General features: G+C 57.1%; 22 protein-coding genes. 11 read left to right on the top strand and 11 right to left on the bottom strand.

What is annotated here, in order from left to right:
* Positions 1 to 13 precede the first annotated feature (13 nt).
* The 5 genes from damX (at position 14) to trpS (ending at position 4,671) form a co-directional block, all read left to right on the top strand.
* The gene (damX, locus tag EnteroDNA1_RS12260; protein WP_069303368.1) at positions 14 to 1,321 is read left to right on the top strand and encodes a cell division protein DamX; all 1,308 of its coding nucleotides are present in this window, start codon (positions 14 to 16) and stop codon (positions 1,319 to 1,321) included.
* 67 nt (positions 1,322 to 1,388) lie between these two features.
* The gene (gene dam, locus EnteroDNA1_RS12255; RefSeq protein WP_033146808.1) at positions 1,389 to 2,201 is read left to right on the top strand and encodes an adenine-specific DNA-methyltransferase; all 813 of its coding nucleotides are present in this window, start codon (positions 1,389 to 1,391) and stop codon (positions 2,199 to 2,201) included.
* Between the two features lie 41 nt (positions 2,202 to 2,242).
* On the top strand, positions 2,243 to 2,920 hold the full coding sequence (rpe, locus tag EnteroDNA1_RS12250) for a ribulose-phosphate 3-epimerase (RefSeq protein ID WP_069303367.1): 678 nt from the start codon (positions 2,243 to 2,245) through the stop codon (positions 2,918 to 2,920).
* Positions 2,913 to 3,674, top strand: coding sequence for a phosphoglycolate phosphatase (gene gph, locus EnteroDNA1_RS12245; protein WP_033146807.1), 762 nt, complete (start codon positions 2,913 to 2,915; stop codon positions 3,672 to 3,674). Before rpe ends, gph begins: the two co-directional genes overlap by 8 nt.
* Complete coding sequence (trpS, locus tag EnteroDNA1_RS12240) at positions 3,667 to 4,671, top strand: tryptophan--tRNA ligase (RefSeq protein ID WP_023309477.1); 1,005 nt, start codon at positions 3,667 to 3,669, stop codon at positions 4,669 to 4,671. Before gph ends, trpS begins: the two co-directional genes overlap by 8 nt.
* Positions 4,672 to 4,813: 142 nt before the next feature.
* On the opposite strand, the gene EnteroDNA1_RS12235 is transcribed toward trpS, so the two are convergent.
* The 4 genes from EnteroDNA1_RS12235 to nirB form a co-directional block, all read right to left on the bottom strand.
* Entirely contained in the window at positions 4,814 to 4,984 is a 171-nt protein-coding gene (locus EnteroDNA1_RS12235; protein WP_033146806.1) for a YhfL family protein, read from the bottom strand.
* Between the two features lie 143 nt (positions 4,985 to 5,127).
* Positions 5,128 to 6,501, bottom strand: coding sequence for a siroheme synthase CysG (gene cysG, locus EnteroDNA1_RS12230; RefSeq protein WP_069303366.1), 1,374 nt, complete (start codon positions 6,499 to 6,501; stop codon positions 5,128 to 5,130).
* Between the two features lie 134 nt (positions 6,502 to 6,635).
* Complete coding sequence (nirD, locus tag EnteroDNA1_RS12225) at positions 6,636 to 6,962, bottom strand: nitrite reductase small subunit NirD (RefSeq protein WP_023309475.1); 327 nt, start codon at positions 6,960 to 6,962, stop codon at positions 6,636 to 6,638.
* Complete coding sequence (gene nirB, locus EnteroDNA1_RS12220; protein WP_069303365.1) at positions 6,959 to 9,502, bottom strand: nitrite reductase large subunit NirB; 2,544 nt, start codon at positions 9,500 to 9,502, stop codon at positions 6,959 to 6,961. Before nirB ends, nirD begins: the two co-directional genes overlap by 4 nt.
* A gap of 239 nt (positions 9,503 to 9,741) precedes the next feature.
* Here nirB and EnteroDNA1_RS12215 point away from each other — a divergent pair, with 239 nt between their 5' ends.
* On the top strand, positions 9,742 to 11,058 hold the full coding sequence (locus EnteroDNA1_RS12215; RefSeq protein WP_069303364.1) for a cytosine deaminase: 1,317 nt from the start codon (positions 9,742 to 9,744) through the stop codon (positions 11,056 to 11,058).
* A gap of 3 nt (positions 11,059 to 11,061) precedes the next feature.
* Here the strand turns inward: EnteroDNA1_RS12215 and tsgA are convergent, their stop codons facing one another.
* On the bottom strand, positions 11,062 to 12,246 hold the full coding sequence (tsgA, locus tag EnteroDNA1_RS12210) for an MFS transporter TsgA (RefSeq protein ID WP_039263090.1): 1,185 nt from the start codon (positions 12,244 to 12,246) through the stop codon (positions 11,062 to 11,064).
* A 277-nt stretch (positions 12,247 to 12,523) separates the two neighbouring features.
* Between tsgA and ppiA the strand changes: the two genes are divergently transcribed.
* The 4 genes from ppiA (at position 12,524) to argD (ending at position 15,689) form a co-directional block, all read left to right on the top strand.
* The gene (ppiA, locus tag EnteroDNA1_RS12205; RefSeq protein ID WP_064673712.1) at positions 12,524 to 13,096 is read left to right on the top strand and encodes a peptidylprolyl isomerase A; all 573 of its coding nucleotides are present in this window, start codon (positions 12,524 to 12,526) and stop codon (positions 13,094 to 13,096) included.
* A 106-nt stretch (positions 13,097 to 13,202) separates the two neighbouring features.
* Positions 13,203 to 13,787, top strand: a complete 585-nt coding sequence (locus tag EnteroDNA1_RS12200) for a putative adenosine monophosphate-protein transferase Fic (RefSeq protein ID WP_069303363.1) — start codon at positions 13,203 to 13,205, stop codon at positions 13,785 to 13,787.
* A gap of 30 nt (positions 13,788 to 13,817) precedes the next feature.
* Complete coding sequence (pabA, locus tag EnteroDNA1_RS12195; protein WP_047059796.1) at positions 13,818 to 14,381, top strand: aminodeoxychorismate synthase component 2; 564 nt, start codon at positions 13,818 to 13,820, stop codon at positions 14,379 to 14,381.
* 87 nt (positions 14,382 to 14,468) lie between these two features.
* A complete protein-coding gene (gene argD, locus EnteroDNA1_RS12190; protein ID WP_170864511.1) occupies positions 14,469 to 15,689 on the top strand; it encodes a bifunctional acetylornithine/succinyldiaminopimelate transaminase in 1,221 nt (406 codons plus the stop codon).
* On the opposite strand, the gene EnteroDNA1_RS12185 is transcribed toward argD, so the two are convergent.
* Positions 15,686 to 17,773: a YccS/YhfK family putative transporter gene (locus EnteroDNA1_RS12185; protein ID WP_069303361.1), complete on the bottom strand. Its 2,088-nt coding sequence runs from the start codon at positions 17,771 to 17,773 to the stop codon at positions 15,686 to 15,688. The two genes, argD and EnteroDNA1_RS12185, sit on opposite strands and share 4 nt — an antisense overlap.
* Before the next feature lie 57 nt (positions 17,774 to 17,830).
* Positions 17,831 to 18,463: a cAMP-activated global transcriptional regulator CRP gene (crp, locus tag EnteroDNA1_RS12180; RefSeq protein WP_000242758.1), complete on the bottom strand. Its 633-nt coding sequence runs from the start codon at positions 18,461 to 18,463 to the stop codon at positions 17,831 to 17,833.
* Positions 18,464 to 18,774: 311 nt separating this feature from the next.
* On the opposite strand from crp, the gene EnteroDNA1_RS12175 reads away from it, so the two are divergent.
* Positions 18,775 to 19,179 carry an OsmC family protein gene (locus tag EnteroDNA1_RS12175; RefSeq protein ID WP_008503018.1) on the top strand — a complete coding sequence of 135 codons (405 nt, stop codon included), beginning with the start codon at positions 18,775 to 18,777 and terminating at the stop codon, positions 19,177 to 19,179.
* Between the two features lie 66 nt (positions 19,180 to 19,245).
* Here the strand turns inward: EnteroDNA1_RS12175 and EnteroDNA1_RS12170 are convergent, their stop codons facing one another.
* From EnteroDNA1_RS12170 to EnteroDNA1_RS12155, 4 genes are all read right to left on the bottom strand, one after another.
* A complete protein-coding gene (locus EnteroDNA1_RS12170) occupies positions 19,246 to 20,115 on the bottom strand; it encodes a phosphoribulokinase (protein ID WP_023309465.1) in 870 nt (289 codons plus the stop codon).
* 30 nt (positions 20,116 to 20,145) lie between these two features.
* Positions 20,146 to 20,364 (bottom strand): YheU family protein, encoded by a 219-nt coding sequence (locus EnteroDNA1_RS12165; protein ID WP_008503016.1) that lies wholly within the window; start codon positions 20,362 to 20,364, stop codon positions 20,146 to 20,148.
* The gene (locus EnteroDNA1_RS12160; RefSeq protein ID WP_039263094.1) at positions 20,361 to 21,383 is read right to left on the bottom strand and encodes a hydrolase; all 1,023 of its coding nucleotides are present in this window, start codon (positions 21,381 to 21,383) and stop codon (positions 20,361 to 20,363) included. Before EnteroDNA1_RS12160 ends, EnteroDNA1_RS12165 begins: the two co-directional genes overlap by 4 nt.
* A gap of 112 nt (positions 21,384 to 21,495) precedes the next feature.
* Positions 21,496 to 23,400 (bottom strand): ABC transporter ATP-binding protein, encoded by a 1,905-nt coding sequence (locus EnteroDNA1_RS12155; RefSeq protein ID WP_033146795.1) that lies wholly within the window; start codon positions 23,398 to 23,400, stop codon positions 21,496 to 21,498.
* Between the last annotated feature and the right edge of the window lie 51 nt (positions 23,401 to 23,451).

The following is a 23,451-nucleotide window of genomic DNA, read 5'->3' as shown; positions in this document are numbered from 1 at the left end:
AGTGGGGTGTTAAATGGATGAATTCAAACCAGAAGACGAGCTGAAACCCGATCCCAGCGATCGTCGTACTGGTCGTTCTCGTCAATCTTCAGAACGTGATAACGAGCCGCAGATCAACTTTGACGATGTTGATCTGGATGCAGACGATCGTCGCCCTTCGCGCAGCCGCAACGCGCACGAAGAGCGAGCAGAAGAGGATTATGAGTCCGAAGAAGATTCAATGGACGAACAGCCTGTAGAGCGTCGCCCACGTAAACGTAAAAAAGCCGCTGCGCCGAAACCGGCTTCCCGCCAGTACATCATGATGGGCCTGGGCGTTCTGGTGCTTGTGCTGCTGATTGTCGGCATTGGCTCCGCGCTTAAAGCACCGTCAACGAACTCAACCGAGCAAACTGCTTCCGCTGAGAAGAGCATCAACCTGTCCGGTAACGATGCGACCAATCAGGCGAATGGCGCACAGCCTGCACCGGGTGCGACTTCCGCAGAGCAGACCGCAGGTAACACCACAGCGCCGCAGGATGTTTCTCTGCCGCCCGTTTCTTCAACCCCTGCTCAGGGTCAGGCACCTGCCACGCCTGAAGGCCAGCAGCGCGTAGAAGTTCAGGGTGATCTGAACAATGCGCTGACGCAGCCGCAGAACCAGCAGCAGGTTGATAACGTCGTGGTTAACTCTACGCTGCCAACTGAGCCGGCAACCGTTGCCCCGATTCGCGGTGGTAACGCTCAGCCACAAACGGCTGCGACGGAAACCAAACCGCGCCAGACGCAAACTGCGACGCGTCCTGAACGTAAGCAGGCGGTGATTGAGCCTAAGCGTGAAACCAAACCTCAGGCAGTCGTAAAAGCGCCTGAAGTGAAAGCCGTACCGGCACAGCCGAAACGCACCGAAACGGCTGCGGTGAGCGAGCCTGCTAAAGCGCCAGTCACGCAGACTGCGCCGAAAGCAACGACAACCACAGCGGCACCGGCTGCACCTGCAGCAACGGCTCCGGCAGCCACGGCAACAGCCTCCAGCAGCGCCGCAGGCAAAACGGCAGGTAATGTTGGCTCGATGAAGTCTGCGCCATCCAGCAACTACACGCTGCAGCTGAGCAGTTCGTCTAACTATGACAACCTCAACAGCTGGGCGAAGAAATCAAATCTGAAAGACTATGTTGTTTATCAGACGACCCGTAACGGTCAGCCGTGGTATGTGCTGGTCAGCGGCGTTTATTCGTCCAAAGATGAAGCGAAACGTGCCGTAGCGGCACTGCCAGCGGATGTTCAGGCAAAAAATCCCTGGGCGAAGCCGATTCATCAGGTTCAGGCCGATCTGAAGTAATGTTTAAAGCGCAGGATGCTGTCGGAGCTTTCTCCACAGCCGGAGAAGGTGTAATCAGTTAGTCAGCATGAAAAAAAATCGCGCTTTTCTGAAATGGGCAGGGGGGAAATACCCCCTGCTCGATGATATTAAAAAGCACCTGCCAAAAGGCGAGTGTCTAATCGAGCCTTTCGTGGGCGCAGGATCGGTGTTCCTGAACACCGATTTTTCTCGTTATATCCTGGCGGATATCAACAACGACCTCATCAGCCTCTATAACATTGTTAAGCTGCGTACCGAAGAGTATGTCGCAGAGGCGCGCAAACTGTTTACGCCGGAGAACAATCAGCCGGACGTTTACTACCAGTTCCGCACTGAGTTTAATCAGAGTCAGGATCCGTTCCGTCGGGCGCTGCTGTTCCTCTATCTCAACCGTCATGGTTACAACGGCCTGTGCCGCTATAACCTACGCGGGGAGTTTAACGTGCCGTTTGGTCGCTATAAGCGCCCGTATTTCCCGCAGGACGAGCTGTACCACTTTGCCGAAAAAGCGCAGAACGCAGAGTTTCATTGCCTCTCCTATGAAGAGTGTATGGAGCTGGCAGGCGTAAACTCGGTGGTTTACTGTGACCCGCCTTACGCACCACTGTCTGCAACGGCGAATTTCACCGCTTATCACACCAACAGCTTCAGCCCGGCCGAACAGGCCCGTCTGGCGGAGATGGCAGAAAAGCTGGTCAGCAAAAGAATTCCGGTGTTAATTTCGAATCACGACACGCCTGATACGCGCGAATGGTATAAAGCCGCGAAGCATTTTCAGGTCAAAGTGCGGCGTAGCATTAGCAGCAACGGCGGCACACGTAAAAAGGTGGACGAACTTCTGGCTCTTTATCGCCCCTGAGCCGTTTTGCCCGCCGGTAAACACATTTCAAGGAGAAGCGGATGAAACAGTTTTTGATTGCTCCCTCAATTCTGTCGGCCGATTTTGCCCGCCTGGGTGAAGACACCGCCAAAGCTCTCGCGGCTGGCGCAGATGTCGTCCATTTTGACGTTATGGATAACCACTACGTCCCTAACCTGACCATTGGCCCAATGGTGCTCAAGGCATTACGTAACTATGGCATTACCGCGCCTATTGACGTTCACCTGATGGTGAAGCCTGTTGATCGCATCGTGCCTGACTTCGCCGCAGCGGGTGCCAGTATCATCACTTTCCATCCGGAAGCCTCTGAACACGTGGACCGCACGCTGCAGCTGATCAAAGAGAACGGCTGTAAGGCGGGCCTGGTGTTTAACCCGGCCACGCCGCTGAGCTGTCTCGACTATGTCATGGACAAGCTGGACGTGATTCTGCTGATGTCCGTTAACCCGGGCTTTGGCGGTCAGTCGTTCATTCCCCACACGCTGGATAAGCTGCGTGAAGTGCGCCGTCGTATTGATGAGTCAGGTTACGATATTCGCCTGGAAGTGGACGGCGGTGTGAAAGTGAATAACATTGGTGAAATTGCGGCAGCCGGCGCGGATATGTTCGTTGCAGGTTCGGCAATTTTCGACCAACCGGATTACAAAAAAGTCATTGATGAAATGCGCCGTGAGCTGGCGAAGGTAAGTCATGGATAAATTGCAGGCAATTCGGGGTATCGCATTTGACCTCGACGGCACGCTGGTCGACAGCGCGCCGGGCTTAACGAGCGCCGTAGACCAGGCGCTGTACGCCCTTGAACTCCCCGTTGCGGGAGAAGAGCGCGTGGTAACGTGGATTGGCAACGGCGCCGATGTCCTGATGGAGCGCGCGTTGACGTGGGCGCGTCAGGAGCGCGCGTCGCAGCGTTCCGCGCAGGGTAAACCGAGCGTTGACCACGCTGACATCCCTAAGGATGAACAGCTGCGGATTCTGCGCAAACTGTTCGATCGTTTCTATGAAGAGACCGTCGAGGAGGGCAGTTTCCTGTTCCCGGACGTTCAGGAAACGCTGAGCGCGCTGCACGCGAAGGGCATTCCGCTGGGGCTGGTGACCAACAAACCGACGCCGTTTGTTGCACCGCTGCTGGAAGCGCTCGATATCGCGAAGTATTTCTCCGTGATTGTGGGCGGCGACGACGTGCAGAACAAAAAGCCGCATCCGGAACCGCTGTTGCTGGTGGCAGGAAAATTATCCTTAACGCCTGCGGAGCTGCTCTTTGTCGGGGATTCGCGCAATGATATTCTGGCTGCCCGAGCGGCTGGGTGTCCTTCCGTCGGATTAACCTATGGCTACAACTACGGTGAAGCCATCACGCTAAGTGAGCCGGATGTGGTCTTCGACCACTTCAAAGATTTGTTGCCCGCACTCGGGCTTTCGCACAGTGAACATCAGGAATTGAATAATGACTAAGCCCATCGTTTTTAGTGGCGCACAGCCTTCAGGTGAATTGACCATTGGTAACTACATGGGTGCGTTACGTCAGTGGGTCAGCATGCAGGATGAGTACCATTGCATTTACTGCATCGTCGATCTCCATGCGATTACCGCGCGTCAGGATCCTGAGAAGCTGCGTAAAGCCACCCTGGACACCCTGGCGCTGTACCTGGCCTGCGGCATCGATCCTGAGAAGAGCACCATTTTCGTTCAGTCTCACGTGCCGGAGCACGCGCAGCTGGGCTGGGCGCTGAACTGCTACACCTATTTCGGCGAGTTGAGCCGTATGACCCAGTTCAAGGATAAATCCGCGCGCTACTCTGAAAACATCAACGCCGGTCTGTTCGACTATCCGGTGCTGATGGCGGCGGACATCCTGCTGTATCAAACCAACCAGGTACCGGTAGGTGAAGACCAGAAGCAGCACCTGGAGCTGAGCCGCGATATCGCCCAGCGCTTTAACGCGATTTACGGCGATGTGTTTAAAGTGCCAGAGCCATTCATTCCGAAGTCCGGTGCGCGCGTGATGTCGCTGCTGGAGCCGACCAAGAAGATGTCCAAGTCTGACGATAACCGCAACAACGTTATCGGCCTGCTGGAAGATCCGAAATCCGTCGTCAAAAAGCTCAAGCGCGCAGTCACCGACTCCGACGAGCCGCCTGTAGTGCGCTACGACGTGCAGAACAAAGCGGGCGTCTCCAACCTGCTGGATATCCTCTCCGGCGTGACCGGCCAGAGCATTCCTGAACTGGAAAAACACTTCGAAGGCAAGATGTACGGCCACCTGAAAGGTGAAGTGGCAGACGCCGTTTCCGGCATGCTTACCGAGCTGCAGGAGCGTTATCACCGCTACCGTAACGACGAAGCTTTCCTGCAGAAGGTGATGAAAGACGGCGCGGAAAAAGCCAGCGCGCGCGCGTCCGAAACCCTGAAAGCGGTGTACGAAGCGATTGGATTTGTGGGTAAACCGTAGGTAAAAGCAAAACGGTAACCACGTTACCGTTTTTAGGGTTGTACCCTCTCACTGTGGGAGAGGGTCAGGGTGAGGGCATCAGGCCGCACTTCCCTACACAAAAAAACCGGGATATCCCGGTTTTTTTACGCCTGAAAAACGCTTACTGATCCGCCGCCGGGCCGCAACCGCCGATGATCTTAGAAATGGAGATCGCCGGGTGCAGCAGGTAATCGTAGCTGCAGTTATTTTTGGTGTTCTGTACATGACCGGTACAGGCAGTCAGAGTCGATAACAGGCCAACCAGAACGGCGGCTTTTGCCAGTTTGAACATACGCATTCCTTGTCTTAAAAACGAAAGTTGGATGTAACTCAGGGGAATAAAGGGAGAAATTCCACTTCGGGGCGGTATGTTATCGACAGCAGTAAGAGGGGAGTAGTCCGCATAAGGACTACTCCGCAAATGAAGAATATGCGTTAGTGATTTGAGAACCAGTTCAGCTTATCGCGCAGCTCAACCACACGACCCACCACAATCAGCGCCGGGCTTTCGACCTGCTGCGCCAGCTCACCGAGCTGCGTCAGTACGCCATTCACCACGCGTTGCTTGATGGACGTACCGTTTTCCACCAGCGCAACCGGCATATCAGCCTCCATGCCGTGCTCCAGCAGCTTCGCCTGAATCGTCGCGGCCTGGTTCAGCCCCATATAGAAGACCAGCGTCTGCTTTTCCGCGGCCAGGTTATGCCAGTCCAGCTCGCAGCCGGTTTTCAGATGGCCCGTCACCAGACGCACGCTCTGGGCATAGTCGCGGTGGGTCAGCGGAATGCCAGAGTAAGCTGAGCAGCCGGATGCCGCCGTAATGCCCGGCACGACGGAGAACGGAATACCCGCGTCACACAGGGTTTCCAGCTCCTCGCCGCCGCGACCAAAGATAAACGGATCGCCACCCTTAAGGCGCACCACGCGCTTACCTTTCTGCGCCTCGCGCAGGAGGATCTGGTTAATCTCCTCCTGCGGCACGCAGTGATAGCCCGCCCGTTTACCAACGAATACGCGGTCGGCATCGCGGCGTACCAGGTTCATGATGTCATCAGAGACCAGGCGATCGTAAACTACGGTATCGGCCTGCTGGATCTGCTGTAGCCCTTTCAGCGTCAGCAAGCCCGCATCGCCGGGGCCTGCGCCCACCAGCACCACTTCGCCGCGATGGTCCAGCGGCTCGCTGAGCAGCTGTTCGGTCGTCTCTTCTACGGCTTTGGTGTCCTGATTCGCCAGCGACTGCGCCAGCCTGTCGTTCACAAAGAATTTTTCCCAGAAGCGACGGCGCTCGCCCACGGTCGAGAAGGTTTGCTTCACGCGGGAGCGGAGCTGCCCGGCGTAATGCGCAATCTGACCAAGGTGCTGCGGCAGCACGGCTTCCAGCTTTTCCCGCAGCAGGCGGGCGAGAACCGGCGAGCGTCCACCGGACGACACCGCAATCATCAGCGGCGAGCGGTCGATAATCGAGGGCATGATAAAGCTGGCCTCTTTCGGCGCATCCACCACGTTGCAGAAGATTCGACGCGCTTCGCAGGCGTCGCTGACGCGCTGGTTCACTTCATCGTCGTCCGTTGCGGCAATCGTCAGCCAGCAGGTATCGAGCAGGGATTCATCAAACTCACCCTGTTCCAGCGTGAGCATCCCTTCCTGAGCCCAGACCTCAAACTGTGGGGCGAAGGTGAGGGCATTGACGGTGAGCCGGGCGCCAGCCTCTAGCAGCAGGCGCGCTTTGCGTTCAGCCACGTCGCCGCCGCCCACGAGCAGGCAGTCGCGGTTGCGTAATTGACAGAAAATCGGCAGGTGATCCACGACGTTACCTCGCAGCTTTCATGGAGGGGGTAAGAATTGACGTCAGGATAACAGCAGGAATCGTACAAAACATACGGTTTTTCCTGCCGTTACCCATAAGGGGTCATAAGCTTTTCGTATTGAAAAGGCGGGGATCAGCCTTTCAGCTGCACCTTGCCGTCCTTCACGCGAACGTCATAGTGCTTCACTGAATGACTCTCATCTTCCATGCAGTAACCGTCGCTTAAGCGGAAACGCTGCTTTTTCAGCGGGCTGGCGACCCACAGTTCGCCCTGATGCTCGGCAATCAGTCCGCGGGAGAGCACGCTGGCCTCGAAGAACGGGTCGATATTGCTGATGGCAAAAACCTGTTCATCGTGGCGAGGGCGGAAAATCGCAACCTGCTCGCTGCCCAGCAGCGCGCATACGCCGGTGGCCGGGATGATGTCGTTAATATCGCAAATGTTTATCCACTGGCTCATGCGTTTTCCTCCACCAGCGTGACCGGAATACGTTCATACGGTGTCGCCGGACGATGCTGTTCACGCTCCGGTACAACCTGTACGTTCGGGTCGCGCTGGGTGCTGTTGATAAAGTGTTTGAAGCGCGTCTGCGCCGCCGGGGTGTTGACGGTTTCCGTCCACTCGCAGATCACCGCCTCGCGCAGGCGCGCCATCTCGGCTTCCAGATGCTCGTTCAGCCCCAGCTTGTCGTCGATGATCACCGCTTTCAGGTAGTCGATGCCGCCTTCCAGGTTATCGAGCCAGGAGGCGGTACGGGTCAGCTTATCGGCGGTGCGGATATAGAACATCATGAAGCGGTCGAGATACTGAACCAGCGTGTCGCGATCGAGATCCGCCGCCAGCAGGTCCGCGTGGCGTGGCTTCATCCCGCCGTTGCCGCAGACGTACAGGTTCCAGCCCTTCTCGGTGGCGATGATCCCCACGTCTTTACCCTGCGCTTCCGCACATTCGCGGGTACAGCCGGAGACGCCAAACTTCATTTTGTGCGGGGTACGGATGCCTTTGTAGCGGTTTTCCAGCTCCACGCCGAAGCCCACGCTGTCGCCGACGCCGTAGCGGCACCAGGTGCTCCCCACGCAGGTTTTCGCCATGCGCAGCGCTTTGGCATACGCGTGACCGGTTTCGAAGCCGGCTTCAATCAGCTGACGCCAGATTTCCGGCAGATCGTCTTTCTGCGCGCCAAACAGGCCAATACGCTGGGAACCGGTAATTTTGGTGTACAGGTTAAATTCACGGGCAATACGGCCCACGGCGACCAGCCCTTCCGGCGTGATTTCGCCCCCGGCTGAGCGTGGAATAACGGAGTAGGTGCCGTCTTTCTGGATGTTCGCCAGGAAGTTGTCGTTGGTGTCCTGCAGCGGCGTATGTTCCGGCTTGAGTACGTACTCGTTCCAGCAGGAGGCCAGCAGGGAGCCGACGGTCGGTTTACACACTTCGCAGCCGTAGCCCTGGCCGTGTTTCGCCAGCAGTTCGTCGAAGGACTTGATGCCTTCCACGCGGATCAGGTGATACAGCTCCTGGCGAGAATACGCGAAGTGCTCGCACAGGTTGTTGTTCACTTCGATGCCCTGTTTCGCCAGTTCGGCGTTCAGCACCTGAGTGACCAGCGGAATACAGCCGCCGCAGCCGGTACCGGCTTTGGTTTCCGCTTTCAGTGCCGCCACGGTGTGGCAGCCTTTGTTGATGGCGGAGATCAGCATGCCTTTGGTGACGTCGAAGCAGGAGCAAATTTGCGCGCTGTCCGGCAGTTTATCCACGCCGATAGACGGCTTGCCGCTGGACGCGTGCGCCGGGAGGATCAGCGCGTCCGGGTTTTCCGGCAGCTCGATGGCGTTCAGCACCAGCTGGAGCAGGTTGCCGAAGTCGCTGGTGTCGCCCACCAGCACCGCGCCGAGCAGGGTTTTGTTGTCCTGGCTGACGATAAGACGTTTGTAGACTTCTTTGCTTTCGTCGAGATAGACATAGCTGCGAGCGCCGGGCGTGCGGCCATGCGCATCGCCAATACCGCCCACGTCCACGCCCAGCAGCTTCAGCTTGGCGCTCATGTCTGCACCGGTAAACGCGTTTTCGCTGCCGAGGATATGGTCCACGGTGACCTGCGCCATTTTGTAGCCCGGCGCCACCAGGCCGTAGACGCGGTTATTCCAGCTGGCGCATTCGCCGATGGCGTAGATATCCGGATCGGAGGTCTGGCAGGCGTCGTTGATCATGATCCCGCCGCGCTGCGCCACGGCCAGCCCGCACTGGGTCGCCAGCTTGTCGCGCGGGCGAATACCGGTGGAGAAGACGATGAAGTCCACTTCCAGCTCGCTGCCGTCGGCAAAGCGCATGGTTTTGCGCGCTTCAGTCCCTTCCTGAACGATCTCTTTGGTGTTCTTGCTGGTGTGAACCTTCACGCCCATGCTTTCGATTTTACGACGCAGCTGGTCACCGCCCATGTGGTCGAGCTGTTCGGCCATCAGCATCGGGGCAAATTCGATGACGTGGGTTTCAACGCCGAGGTTTTTCAGCGCGCCTGCCGCTTCCAGACCCAGCAGGCCGCCGCCGACGACCGCGCCGCGACGGCTGCGACGGGCGCAGGATTCGATGGCGTTGAGGTCTTCAATGGTACGGTAGACGAAGCAATCCTGAGTTTCCGAGCCTTTGATCGGCGGGATCCACGGATAGGAGCCCGTCGCCATGATCAGCTTGTCGTAAAAAACCGTACGCCCGGCGCTGGAGTGGATCACTTTTTCCTGACGGTTGATGGTGATAGCGCGTTCGCCCACCAGCACTTTTACGCCATGCTTCTCGTAGAAACCTTCGCGCACCAGAGAGAGCTCTTCGGCGGTATGATGGGAGAAGTAGGAAGACAGGTGCACACGGTCGTACGCCTTGCGGGGTTCTTCACAGAACACGGTAATATCGAACTGCTCAGCATCGGCCTTATCGAGAAGATCCTCAATAAAGCGGTGGCCGACCATGCCGTTACCGATGATAGCGAGTCTGACTTTGCTCATTATTGCCTCGATTTCTTTTCTATTATTGCCTACCTTAACGATTCAGCAGGGGCGCTTATTGATGCAAATCAAATACGTCTTCGCCTACTCCTTAGGTGGTATATAACTGATTTGTCAGGATTTTTATAAGTGGCGGAAATCGCAGGCTTTTCGTGCTCGTTGAATTTGTGTACAAATCAGGGGCGGTTTTGCCAAAATCGATACGCCTGAATATCAGCGGCGTTTTTTAGGGGAAGGGTATGTCTACAACACCGTTATGGCTTGTTCAGAATGTTCGTTTACCGGGTCAGGAAGGGCTGTGGCAGCTCGCCATTGAGAACGGGCGATTTGGTGACATCACCCCGATGGACGACACCCACGCCGAAAGTTATGAAGTATTGAACGCGCGCGGCGGGCTTGCTATCCCGCCGTTCATTGAGCCGCATATTCATCTTGATACGACCCAGACCGCGGGTGAGCCGAACTGGAACCAGTCCGGCACGCTGTTCGAAGGCATTGAGCGCTGGGCGGAGCGCAAGGCGTTGCTCAGCCATGAGGATGTTAAAGCGCGCGCCTGGAAAACGCTGAAGTGGCAAATTGCCAACGGCATCCAGTTTGTCCGTACCCATGTGGATGTCTCCGACCCGACGCTCACCGCCCTGAAGGCGATGCTGGAGGTGAAGCAGGAGGTTGCCCCGTGGGTGACGCTGCAAATCGTCGCGTTCCCGCAGGAAGGTATTCTCTCTTACCCGAACGGCGCGGCGCTGCTGGAAGAGGCGTTAAGGCTGGGGGCCGACGTGGTGGGGGCGATCCCGCACTTCGAGTTCACCCGCGAGTATGGCGTGCAGTCGCTGCATATCGCTTTTGAACTGGCGAAGAAGTATGACCGTCCGCTGGATATCCACTGCGATGAAATCGACGACGAGCAGTCGCGGTTTGTCGAGACGGTGGCAACGCTGGCGTATGAGGCAGGCATCGGCCCGCGCGTGACGGCCAGCCACACCACCGCCATGCATTCCTACAACGGCGCTTACACCTCGCGGCTCTTCCGTCTGCTGAAAATGTCGGGGATTAACTTCGTCGCTAACCCGCTGGTCAATATTCATCTGCAGGGGCGCTTTGATGACTATCCGAAGCGCCGCGGCATCACCCGGGTGAGAGAGCTGCAGGAAGCGGGCATTAACGTCTGCTTCGGTCATGACGACGTCTTCGACCCGTGGTACCCGCTCGGCACCGGCAACATGCTGCAGGTGCTGCACATGGGGCTGCACGTCTGTCAGATGATGGGCTATCCGCAAATCGACAGCGGCCTGAATCTCATCACCCATAACAGCGCCCGTACCTTCGGCCTGAGCGATTACGGTATTGCCACGGGGAACCCGGCGAACCTGATTATTCTGCCTGCCGAGAGCGGGTTTGAAGCGGTGCGCTGTCAGGTGCCGGTGCGCTGGTCGATTCGTCAGGGACGGGTGATCGCCACGACGCAGCTGGCGCAGACGTGGATCCAGATGGATATCGGAGGAGAAGAGGTAAGTTTTGCCAGAAACAGCCCCTCTGCCGAGCGCAAAGGGGCGTAGGGGTTAGTGAGACGCTGCCGCCGCGTTGTGCTGGCGGTGGCGGGTCACGAAGCCCAGAACGAAGCACATGATGAACACCACGGCATACAGACCGTTCGCGGTGTGCAGCGCCGCCAGCGGGCCGCTGTGGGCGACGATCGGGCCGGTGACCACGAAGGTCAGCATGGTGCCGATGGTGCCGCAGGTCAGGACGAAGTTAACCAGCTTCGGCGAGGCCACTTTGGTCTGCAGGGAGCCCAGGGTGATGATAGAGGTATAAATGGCGCTGGAGAAGAAGCCCAGGGTCAGAATGAACCACGGCATGTGCTCCGGTGAACCGTTGATGAACAGGTACATCAGCACGGTCGCCAGCCCCGCCAGCACGGTCAGAATGCGCTGCAGGTCGAAGAAGCGCAGGATGAAGCTAAACGCCCACATGCCGAACATGTAAGACATCCAGAAATCGCTCACCAGTTTACCCGCATCGTTCAGGCTCATGCCCAGACCTTTAGCGTACTCCGGTACCCAGGAGATAAAGCCCAGCTGGCCCAGGATGTAGCACAGCGCGGCGATGGAGAGGAACAGCACGCCGATGCCCCACTTTTCTTTCGCAACCGGCTCGGCGGTGGTTTGCGCTTTCTTGCCCAGCACCGGGAACTCGCAGCCGAAGGTCAGAATAAAGATCGCCACGTAGACCAGGCCGATGCAGGCATAAACCCAGTACCACTCAATGCTGCGCGCCAGCAGAACCGCCGCGACCATCGGGAAAATCATTCCGGCCATGCTGAAGAAGGAGTCGGTAAACAGCAGACGCGCGCCGCGCTGGCGGCCTTCATACATGTGGGTAATGAGGAACGTACCGATCGACATGGTGATCCCGCTGACCAGACCCAGCACGAACATAGCTGCGGAGAACAGGGCGATGCTGTGGCTCAGCATCAGGCCCGCCACGGCGGCAACCATCAGCACAAAGCCAAAGCGCAGCTGGGTTTTCAGCGGGACGATTTCCATCAGCCAGGCATTCAGGAAGATAGAGATCAGGATCCCCGCGTTGAGGAAGGTAAAGGTGTTACTCATGCTGGAAACGGGCAGCTGGAAGTAGTCTGCGATATTCCCCATCACCATCCCGGTGACGATCACCAACGCGCCGGTCAGGGCGTAGGAGAAGAAGCTGATCCATGTGAGCTTGATGCGATTGCTGTTAGTCATGTCTGGCCTGTTCAGAAAAAGAAAAACGCCCGGGGGCGCTGAGAGCGGGCAGATTTTAGTCGCTAAAGTGATCTATTCCTATCTTTTAAGGGCAATGATTACGTCATTGCAGGTTTTAGTGTGATCTAAATCACATTAATTGACGGCGTAACCAATCGTTTGCGCGGTAATAATTGTTTCAATTTCGTAAAATTAGGTAAAAGGCTGGTCTCCGTTCATACTGCTCTTTAGAATCAAGCCATTCGCTTTTTATACTGCGCTTTGTTAAGGAATTCTCATGCTCAAATCAACACTGGCGGCTGTCGCAGCTGTGTTTGCTCTTTCTGCCGTTTCCCCTGCTGCGCTGGCAGCCAAAGGGGACCCTCACGTTCTGCTGACCACCTCTGCCGGGAATATTGAGCTGGAACTGAATAGCCAGAAAGCCCCTGTTTCCGTAAAAAACTTCCTCGACTATGTGAACAGTGGTTTCTATAACAACACCACTTTCCACCGCGTGATCCCAGGCTTCATGGTGCAGGGCGGCGGCTTCAACGAGCAGATGCAGCAGAAGCAGCCTAACCCGCCAATCAAAAACGAAGCGGACAACGGCCTGCTGAACAAGCGCGGCACCATCTCCATGGCGCGTACCGCAGACAAAGACAGCGCGACCAGCCAGTTCTTCCTGAACGTGGCGGATAACGCCTTCCTCGACCACGGTCAGCGCGACTTTGGCTATGCCGTTTTCGGTAAGATTGTGAAAGGCATGGACGTGGCCGATAAGATTTCTCAGGTGCCTACTCACGACGTCGGTCCGTACCAGAATGTGCCGACAAAACCGGTGGTTATCCTCTCCGCAAAAGTTCTGCCGTAATTCTTCTGAGCGCGGGCTTCTTCTGCCCGCGTTATATGACCCTCCCTGCGAAAGCGCGTTTTGCTGCTTATACTTGTGGCAAACGGACTATTCAGGGAGGCGTTAAGTGAAAAAGCTCACCGACAAGCAAAAATCCCGTCTCTGGGAACAGCAGCGTAACGTCAATTTACAGGCCAGTTGTCTCCTTGAAAAAGGTAATGGTCCCTCAGAGCCCCATATTGAGACGCTGGAGCTTGGGCCTTCCGCGCCCGGGTTGCCCCATCTGTGCCTCATTCATCGTCATTTGTACCGCAGCGAGATGAAGCGGGCGGGCGAGCTCCGTACCGACGATATTTTTAAAGGGGATATTCCTTTCTGCCATTTCGAATACATCGAGAAGATGGGCAACGAGCTGATGGCGGCGCTGGAAAGCGAAAAGTATCTCGTGGGTCTTGAGAAAGCGGCGTTTGTTGACCGGGTTAGCCACTATTACTGCGAAATCAACATGCTGCATCCGTTTATGCGCGGCAACGGTATTGCCCAGCGCGTTTTCTTCGAGCAGCTGGCGCTCCACGCGGGCTACTCGCTGGACTGGCGCGATATCGATCCCGACCAGTGGGTGACGGCTAACCGAAGCGGCGCAACGGGAGATTTAACCGCGCTCAACGCTATCTTTGCCAAAGTAGTGAGCGAAGCGCGGGAATCTGAGTAGAATAGGGCGGCATTTTTTTCGGGAGCCGCCATGATTCTGCTGATTGATAACTACGATTCCTTCACCTGGAACCTTTACCAGTATTTTTGTGAACTGGGTGCAGAGGTGGTTGTCCGCCGCAACGACGAGATCGGACTGGCCGATATCGGGACGCTGGCTCCGCAGAAAATCGTGATTTCTCCGGGGCCGTGTACGCCGTCAGAATCGGGTATTTCTTTGGATGTTATCCAGCACTATGCCGGCAAGCTGCCGATCCTGGGCGTTTGTCTGGGCCATCAGGCGATTGCTCAGGCGTTTGGTGCCACCATCGTGCGCGCCGCGAAAGTGATGCACGGTAAAACCTCTCCGGTCACCCACGCCGGCACCGGGGTATTCACGGGGCTCAATAACCCGTTAACCGTGACGCGCTACCATTCCCTGGTGATTGACCCGTCGACCCTGCCCGACTGCTTTGAGGTGACCGCCTGGAGCGATACGCAGGAGATCATGGGGATTCGCCACCGCGAATGGGACCTCGAAGGCGTGCAGTTCCACCCGGAAAGCATCCTCAGCGAGCAGGGGCACGCGCTGCTGGCAAATTTCCTCAATCGCTGAATATCTGTTGCCTTGCTGTGATTTTTTATGCATATTTTGTGATTATATTTTCACAATCACTGTGACATAAAAATGGATGGTCATGACATGGCAACTGAACAACCAGCAATTACCCGCGCGACATTTGATGAAGTGATCCTGCCGATTTATGCACCGGCTGAGTTTATCCCGGTGAAGGGGAAAGGCAGCCGCGTCTGGGATCAGCAGGGTAAAGAGTATGTGGATTTCGCGGGCGGGATTGCGGTCACGGCGCTGGGTCATTGCCATCCCGCGCTGGTTGAGGCGCTGAAAACCCAGGGCGAAACCCTGTGGCATACCAGCAATGTGTTCACCAACGAACCGGCGCTGGGCCTGGGCCGCAAGATCATCGATGCGACCTTTGCCGAGCGCGTGCTGTTTATGAACTCCGGCACTGAAGCCAACGAAACTGCGTTTAAGCTGGCACGCTACTACGCGACAACGCGCCACAGCCCGTACAAAACCAAAATCATCGCCTTCCACAATGCCTTCCACGGACGCTCCTTCTTTACCGTCTCCGTTGGCGGCCAACCGAAGTATTCCGACGGGTTTGGCCCGAAACCGGCCGACATTGTCCACGTGCCGTTTAACGATCTGCACGCGGTGAAAGCGGTCATGGACGACCATACCTGCGCCGTTGTTGTCGAGCCGATCCAGGGGGAAGGCGGCGTGACGGCGGCAACCCCGGAATTCCTGAAAGGGCTGCGCGCGCTGTGCGACGAGCATCAGGCGCTGCTGGTCTTTGATGAAGTGCAGTGCGGGATGGGGCGTACCGGCGATCTGTTCGCTTATATGCACTACGGCGTGACGCCGGATATTCTGACCAGCGCCAAAGCGCTCGGCGGCGGTTTCCCGGTGAGTGCGGTACTGACGACGCAGGAGATCGCCTCCGCGTTCCACGTCGGTTCTCATGGTTCCACCTACGGCGGTAACCCGCTGGCGAGCGCCGTGGCGGGTGCCGCATTCGACATTATCAACACGCCGGAGGTGTTGAACGCCGTTAGCGCGAAGCGCGAGCTTTTCGTAAAACACCTGCAAAAGATTGATGAGCAGTACGATGTGTTCAGCGAAATCCGCGGGATGGGGCTGTTGATTGGCGCCGAACTGAAGCCTCAGTACAAAGGCCGCGCGCGCGACTTCCTGCACGCCGCCGCGCACGAAGGGGTGATGGTGCTTAATGCCGGGCCTGACGTGATGCGCTTTGCGCCGTCGCTGGTGGTAGAAGACAAAGACATCGAAGACGGGTTAACCCGCTTTGCCGCGGCGGTCGAGAAGATCGTAAAAGGCTAATACTCGGTTCGCTTTAGCCGGCGCGTTAACCAAATGCCGTGATGCGGACGCTGACGCCATGCCACCGACGAAATGGTGTGCATGGTGTTCAGATGCCCCAGAACGCGCTGTAAATGCTGCTCCAGGGTGCTCATTGGCCCGTGGGTCAACGTCTCCGGCGCTTCCAGAATATTTGAGTCGCCCGACTCGCCCGGCGCGTCATACTCCAGACGCTGCTGGCACCTCTGCAACGCAATTTCACACGACTGCAAATAGCGCTGCGCCAGATCCGGCGTCAGCATCGTGTGCTCGCGCGCCAGCGTGGTCATGGCGTTAATATGCTCGACGATAAACTGGCTGTGCGTCACCCAGAGCTTCATGTCTGCCAGATAGTGCGAGTTAAAGCCCGGCTCCTGCATCGCCTGGTTGAGCGAGTTAAACAGGGCGTTGTGCGCCTGGTTGACCTTCATCCGCTGATAGGCCAGCGGCGTCGGTTGAGGATTGTCGCTGAGGATTAGCCTGATGGCCTCCTGATCCGCTTCCAGCGCGTCGTGGGCGTTCTGCCTCAGCAGCCCGCTCTGCCACTGCGGCCACAGCCAGACCATGCCGCCAAAGGCAATCAGGCAGCCGATCAGGGTATCAATCAGCCTCGCGACAATAAACTGTTCGCCATTGAGCGTGAGCAACTGCAGCGTATATACCGCCGTCACCGTAAAGCCCACCATCGCCCAGCCGTAGTTTTTGCGGATAATCAGGTAGCTCACCAGCGTAATCGCCAGCATCCCTGCCAGGGTATAGCCTTCCGGCACGTGGAAGTGCAGCGTCACGCCCGCAATGATCAGCCCGGCCAGCGTTCCGCCAGCCCGATGCAGAATACGCACCCGCGTGGCGCCGTAGCCGTTCTGGGTGACAAACAGCACGGTCATTAAGATCCAGTAGGGTTTCGGCAGGTGCAGCGCCATGCCCATCAGGCTGGCGGTACTGAGCATCACGCTAATCCTTGCGGCGTTGCGCAGGGCTGACGATTTAAGAGAAAGATAGCTTTTGAGCGCGGCCAATAGCGGAAGCCGTTTTTGCTTATCCGCCATCAGGTCGCGGGGATAAAGCGGGCGCTGGGTGCGCAACACGCGGGCGATGCGGCTGAAGTGCCAGGCGGCAAACTGGCCGACCGGGTTATCGGGATGCTGGCGGGCGATTTTCTCCAGCGCGCCCAGCTGTTTTTCCATGTTAAAGCGCGTCGGGTAGCGGTGGTAGAGAATATCATCGGCCAGGATCCGCAGACGTGCCGATACGGTCTGCGCGTTCCAGCGGATCACCGCTTCGGCGTGGCTGCGCTCGACCAGCTTTTGCACCTCCTGCGGGTGGTGAAGGCTTACGGAGATATGCTCCTGTAGATCCAGCCCGACCTGGAAGGTGCGCAGCAGCCGCTTGTACTCGTGGTTCTTGTTGGCGGCGAGCATATGCAGCTGCTGATAGCACTGGCTTATGAGATCCACCACCTTCTGCTGGCGCGTCAGCAGCGGCGGTAAGGATTTTTCCGGATCGGTGTGCTGGGTGAGCAGGGTGTATTTGGCCTCGCAGTAATCCGCAAGCTGCACATAGAGCAGGCTCAGGGATTCACGCAGCGGCTGCTCCCGCCACAGCCAGAACCAAAACCAGTTAAACAGCCCGTACCATAATGTCCCCAGGGCGTAGATCAGCAGCGGCTCCCACACCGGCATGTTCCCGGCGAGGCTCAGCGTGAAAATGGCCGCAATCAGCGAGGCGGGAAGCAGGCGAGCATGCAGCGAACTGATTTCCGCCGTGACGCCAAGGGTCATCGCCAGTACGGTCAGGATCAGCGGCAGCGGGATATCCCGGGCAAGCAGGAGTTGTACGGCGAGGCTACAGCCCGCAAACAGGCAGCCACCAACGATCAGGCGTTTGAAAAAACGCTTATGCGGCGTGTCCAGACCGGCGATGTTGCAGCAGGCGGGCACGAGGGAAAACAGCAGGCCTTGCTGAAGATGTCCGAGGATCAGGCCTATGGCCACAGGAAGACACAACACCAGCGTTTGCCGCAGTGCGTAGTTAACTTCCGGGTGATAGATCAGCCTGCGCCACATGGGGAGTAGAGACAAAAACGGCGTGACACCTTGCGATGGCACGCCGTTTAAGCGGAATTAACGCGTTCCGTAGACCACGATGGTTTTACCGTGGGCGGAGATCAGGTTTTGATCTTCCAGCATTTTCAGGATACGGCCCACTGTTTCACGGGAGCAGCCGACGATCTGACCAATTTCCTGACGGGTAATTTTAATTTGCATGCCGTCCGGGTGGGTCATGGCGTCTGGCTGTTTCGCCAGGTTCAACAGGGTTTGTGCGATACGGCCGGTAACGTCCAGGAAGGCGAGGTTACCCACTTTCTCTGACGTGACCTGCAGACGGCGCGCCATCTGGGAAGAAAGACGCATCAGGATGTCAGGGTTAACCTGAATCAGCTGACGGAACTTCTTGTAAGAAATTTCAGCCACTTCACATGCTGTCTTTGCTCGAACCCAGGCGCTACGTTCCTGGCCCTCTTCAAACAGGCCCAGTTCACCGATGAAATCGCCCTGGTTCAGATAAGAAAGGATCATCTCTTTCCCTTCTTCATCTTTGATCAGCACTGCCACCGAGCCTTTAACGATGTAATACAACGTTTCCGCTTTTTCACCCTGGTGAATCAGCGTGCTCTTCGATGGGTACTTATGAATGTGGCAATGAGACAAGAACCATTCGAGAGTCGGGTCTGTTTGCGGTTTGCCAAGCACCATGCGCTGTTATCCTCTGTTATAAGCTGTCACCAGAGTCATCAGATGCATCCGGACTCTGGGGTTGCAATCGAATTCTTACCCATACCCTGGGAAGTCGGCTACCGTAACGTTTCGCAGCCAGTAAAGTTTGATGTCCTCTGCATACACGTGTAACGTCAATGTATTACTGTAGCATCCTGAGTGTTTTAGCATAGCTTTCGCCGCGTGTCTCCTGGTGTCTCGCTTCAGCATGATGCAGGTCGCCTTCCATTGCGATAAATGTAACGCACACGTAATCTGTCACCAAAAATGCAACGTTGGAGTTAATGAATATGCAAGCGCGCGTGAAATGGGTTGAAGGTTTAACGTTCCTGGGCGAGTCCGCGTCAGGACACCAGATTTTGATGGACGGTAACTCCGGCGATAAAGCACCCAGCCCAATGGAAATGGTGCTGATGGCGGCAGGCGGATGCAGCGCAATTGACGTGGTGTCGATTCTGCAAAAAGGACGTCATGACGTGACGGATTGTGAGGTTAAACTCACGTCAGAGCGTCGCGAAGAGGCGCCACGCCTGTTCACCCATATTAACCTGCACTTTGTGGTCACCGGTAAAGAGCTGAAAGACGCGGCGGTCTCGCGTGCGGTGGACCTGTCTGCGGAGAAGTACTGCTCTGTGGCGTTAATGCTGGAGAAAGCGGTAAAAATCACGCATTCGTATGAAGTGATCGAGGCGTGATTGATGGGGCATCGTGCGTGTTGATGCCCTCACCCTAACCCTCTCCCACAGGGAGAGGGAACATGCTCACGCGATCTGCTTCCCTTCCATCAGTCGCTCCACCAGCGGCGTCATGATGAGCTCCATCGCCAGCCCCATTTTTCCGCCCGGCACGACTAACGTATTCATGTGCGAAATAAACGAGCCCTGCAGCATTGCCAGCAGCCAGGGGTAATCAATGCCTTCGAGATTGCGGAAATGGATCACCACAAAGCTCTCATCCAGCGACGGGATGCTTTTGGCCGCGAACGGGTTGGAGGTGTCCACCGTCGGCACGCGCTGGAAGTTGATATGGGTGCGGGAGAACTGCGGCGTCAGGAAGTTAATGTAATCCTCCATGGAGCGCACCACGGAGTCCATCACCGCTTCGCGAGAATGGCCACGCTCGCTCATGTCACGCGTCAGCTTCTGGATCCACTCCAGGTTAACGATAGGGACCACGCCGACCAGCAGATCCACGTGGCGCGCCACATCGTGTTGAGGGGTGACCACGCCGCCGTGCAATCCTTCGTAAAACAGGACGTCGGTGGGTTCCGGCAGCGGCTGCCACGGGGTAAAGGTTCCCGGCACCTGATTCCAGGGTACGGCTTCATCATAGGTGTGCAGATACTTGCGGGACTGCCCTTTGCCGCTCTTACCGTACTCTATAAAGGTTTGTTCCAGCAGGCCAAAGTCATTGGCCTCCGGGCCGAAGTAGCTGATGTGTTTACCCGAATCGCGCGCCTTACGAATGGCCATGTCCATCTCCGGACGCGTGTAGCGGTGAAAGCTGTCGCCTTCGACCTCCGCCGCACGGAGATTCAGCTGGGCGAAAATCTTGCGAAATGCGAGGCTGGTGGTGGTGGTTCCCGCACCACTCGACCCCGTAACGGCAATAACCGGATGTCTGGCAGACATAGCAACTCCCTGACTGAAAAGGGTGGAAGATCAGCCGTGAAACGCGTTGCGGGGCATGATATTGACCGTCTCATGCAGTTCTGACCACACCAGCACCACGTCGCCGCTTTTCAGCTGGCGCTTAACATCGTTGACCTTTTGCTCAAGCGAGCGTTCCTGTTCACCATAATCGGTGCCTTCGCGTAATACAAAGCTTTCAATCAGATTATCGAGCGTTTCGGGAGCCAGATCCTGCCAGGGAATAATCATTTTGCACCGTCCAGATAAGGGGTCAGCCAGTCAGGAATTCGCGCCTCAAGCCACATTTTCGGGCGGCGCAGCGTGCCCCCGATAAACCCGACGTGGCCGCCATGCTCGGTCAACTGATAGTGAACGTTGTCGGGCAGGAATTCCTGAGCGGGGATCGAGTGATGATCCATAAACGGGTCATCTTTGGCATGAATAATCAGCGTCGGCTGCGTGATCTTGCTGAGCAGCGGCATGGCGCTGCACTGACGATAATAGTCAATCGCATCGGCGAAGCCGTGGATTTTCGCGGTGATCAGGTCGTCGAACTCGCGGATACGACGCACCTTTTTCAGCTGGCGCAGGCTTACCGGCAGGGTATCCGGGTAGGCCTTCAGCTTACGCGCCGCGTTGGCCTTCAGCAGGTTGAGCAGGTAGCGCTGGTAGACGCGGGAAAAGCCTTTATCCATGTGGTAGCTGCACTGCTCGAGCATAAACGGCGCGGAGACAATGACGGCGGCATCCAGCGGTACGCTTTCACCCTCTTTGGCCAGCAGACAGGCCAGCATATTCCCGCCCAGCGAGTAGCCCACGGCGGCCGTTGGCACGGTGCCATAATTTTCCCGCAGCCAGTGTAAAAACCACGTGCCGTCTTCGGTTTCACCCGAGTGATAAATGCGTTTCTGACGATTCGGTTCACCGCTGCAGCCGCGAAAATGCATCACCACGCCGAGCCAGCCGCGCGCTTTTGCCGCCTCAATTAGCCCATGCGCATACGGGCTGTGCAGGCTGCCTTCCAGACCGTGGAAAACCACCAGACGCGGCTTATGGCGAGCCTGTTCAGGCGCTTCGCTCCAGGCGAGATCCAGAAAATCACCGTCTGGCAGGTCAAGCCGTTGCCAGTGCGGGGTGAACTGAACCTTGCGGCGGATCAGTCGCGGCAGCATGGTCTGCAAATGCGGATTGGCCACGCCGCGCATAGGCACGAACTCAGTGCTGTCTTCGGCCGCAATGTCGAAGTCTGATGGAATGATTTGGGTCATAAGCGCGATGCTGATTCTTGTCGGAAATTTACGATACTTTCCGAATTGTACCCCGTTTAAGCTGGATTTCCGAACCCGGTACGGATTCTGTTCTTCAAACGGGGTAAACCGGTCAGTCAGCCTGCAGCATCGCTTCCAGCTGTTCCTGCGCGTCGAGCCACGCCATCTCGCACTCTTCGAGACTGGATTTGGTCTTCGCCTGGGTTTGCAGGCAGTCGGTCAGCTCAGCCTTGCGGCTCTGGTCATACAGGCCGCTATCACCGAGCTTCTCTTCAACGATAGCCAGCGTGGCGTTGAGTTTTTCCATCTCTTTTTCGAGACGGGTAATCTCTTTACGCAGGGGCTGCGTCTGGGTGCGCAGCTCCGCTTCACGGCGCTTCTGATCTTTACGCGCCTGCGCGCTGTTGGCGTTATCTTTCGCTGACTCTTCCGGCTGGTTTTCCTGCTTCTGCACGTCCGTCAGCCACTGCTGATAGTCTTCCAGATCGCCGTCGAACGGTTCGACTTTGCCGCCGTGCACTAAATAGAGATCGTCCGTGGTGGAGCGGATCAGGTGACGGTCGTGCGAAACCACCACCAGCGCGCCTTCGAACTCAATCAGCGCTTCGGTCAGCGCCTGACGCATGTCGAGATCCAGGTGGTTGGTCGGTTCATCGAGCAGCAGCAGGTTCGGGCGCTGCCAGACGATCAGCGCCAGCACCAGACGGGCCTTTTCGCCGCCGGAGAAGCGCTCGGTGTTTTCAGTCACCTTATCGCCCTGGAAGCCGAAGCCGCCGAGATAGTCGCGCAGCTTCTGCTCCATCTCCTGCGGCGCAAGACGCGCGAGGTGCTGAATCGGCGATTCATCCGCGCGTAAAAATTCCAGCTGATGCTGGGCGAAGTAACCCAGCTTGATGCCCTTCGCCAGGCCGATTTCGCCGCTGACCGGGTTAAGCTCGCCCGCCAGCAGTTTGATCAGCGTCGATTTACCGGCGCCGTTACGCCCCAGCAGGCCAATGCGGGAACCCGGCACCAGGTTGAGCTTGATGGAGTCGAGAATAATGCGGTCGGCATAGCCAGCGCTGACTTTTTCCATTTTCAGCAGCGGGTTAGGCAGGCTTTCCGGCTCGCGGAAGCTGAAGTGGAACGGGTTATCCACGTGCGCCGGGGCGATCATCTCCATGCGTTCCAGCATCTTGATGCGGCTCTGGGCCTGCTTGGCTTTTGAGGCTTTGGCCTTAAAGCGATCCACGAAGCTCTGCAGATGCGCCACGCGCTGCTGCTGGCTTTCGTACATGGACTGCTGCTGGGCGAGACGCGTCGCGCGCTGGCGCTCGAAGGAGCTGTAGTTGCCGGTGTACTCGAACATCGTTTGCTGTTCGATATGAATAATTTTATCCACCACCGGGTCAAGGAAGTCGCGGTCGTGGGAGATCAGAATCAGAGTGCCCTGATAGCTCTTGAGCCACTTCTCCAGCCAAATAACCGCATCGAGATCGAGGTGGTTGGTCGGTTCGTCGAGCAACAGCAGGTCAGAGCGGCAGATCAGCGCCTGCGCCAGGTTGAGGCGCATACGCCAGCCGCCGGAGAAGTCGCTGACCGGACGTTCCAGCTGTTCGTTGCTGAAGCCCAGGCCGTGCAGCAGGCTGGAGGCGCGGGAGCGAATGGTCCACGCGTCGATGGCGTCCAGCTTGCCGTGAACGGTGGCGATGGCGTGACCGTCGTTGCGCTCGTTAGCAGAATGAAGTTCCGCTTCGAGCTTGCGGTATTCACGGTCGCCGTCGATAACATAGTCGAGCGCCGGTTCACTCAGCGCCGGCGTCTCCTGGTTTACCCAGGCGAGCTGCCAGTTTCCCGGGAAGGTAAAGTTACCGCCATCCGCGCTAATCTCGTTTTTCAGCAGCGCCAGCAGGGTGGATTTACCGCAGCCGTTTTTGCCGACCAGACCCACTTTTTGGCCCGGATTGATGGTAGCAGTGGCGTTATCCAGCAGGACGCGCACGCCGCGACGAATTTGTAACGAGGAGAAAACAATCATAGAAGCGCCGTATGTTCCGACTATGTTAATTTGTCATTATGATAATGTAAG

Origin of the sequence: Enterobacter sp. HK169 (assembly GCF_001719105.1) — a bacterium.
GTDB lineage: Bacteria > Pseudomonadota > Gammaproteobacteria > Enterobacterales > Enterobacteriaceae > Enterobacter > Enterobacter asburiae_B.
The sequence above is the reverse complement of the archived record's forward strand: the minus strand, read 5'-3'. Positions and strand labels throughout refer to the sequence as shown.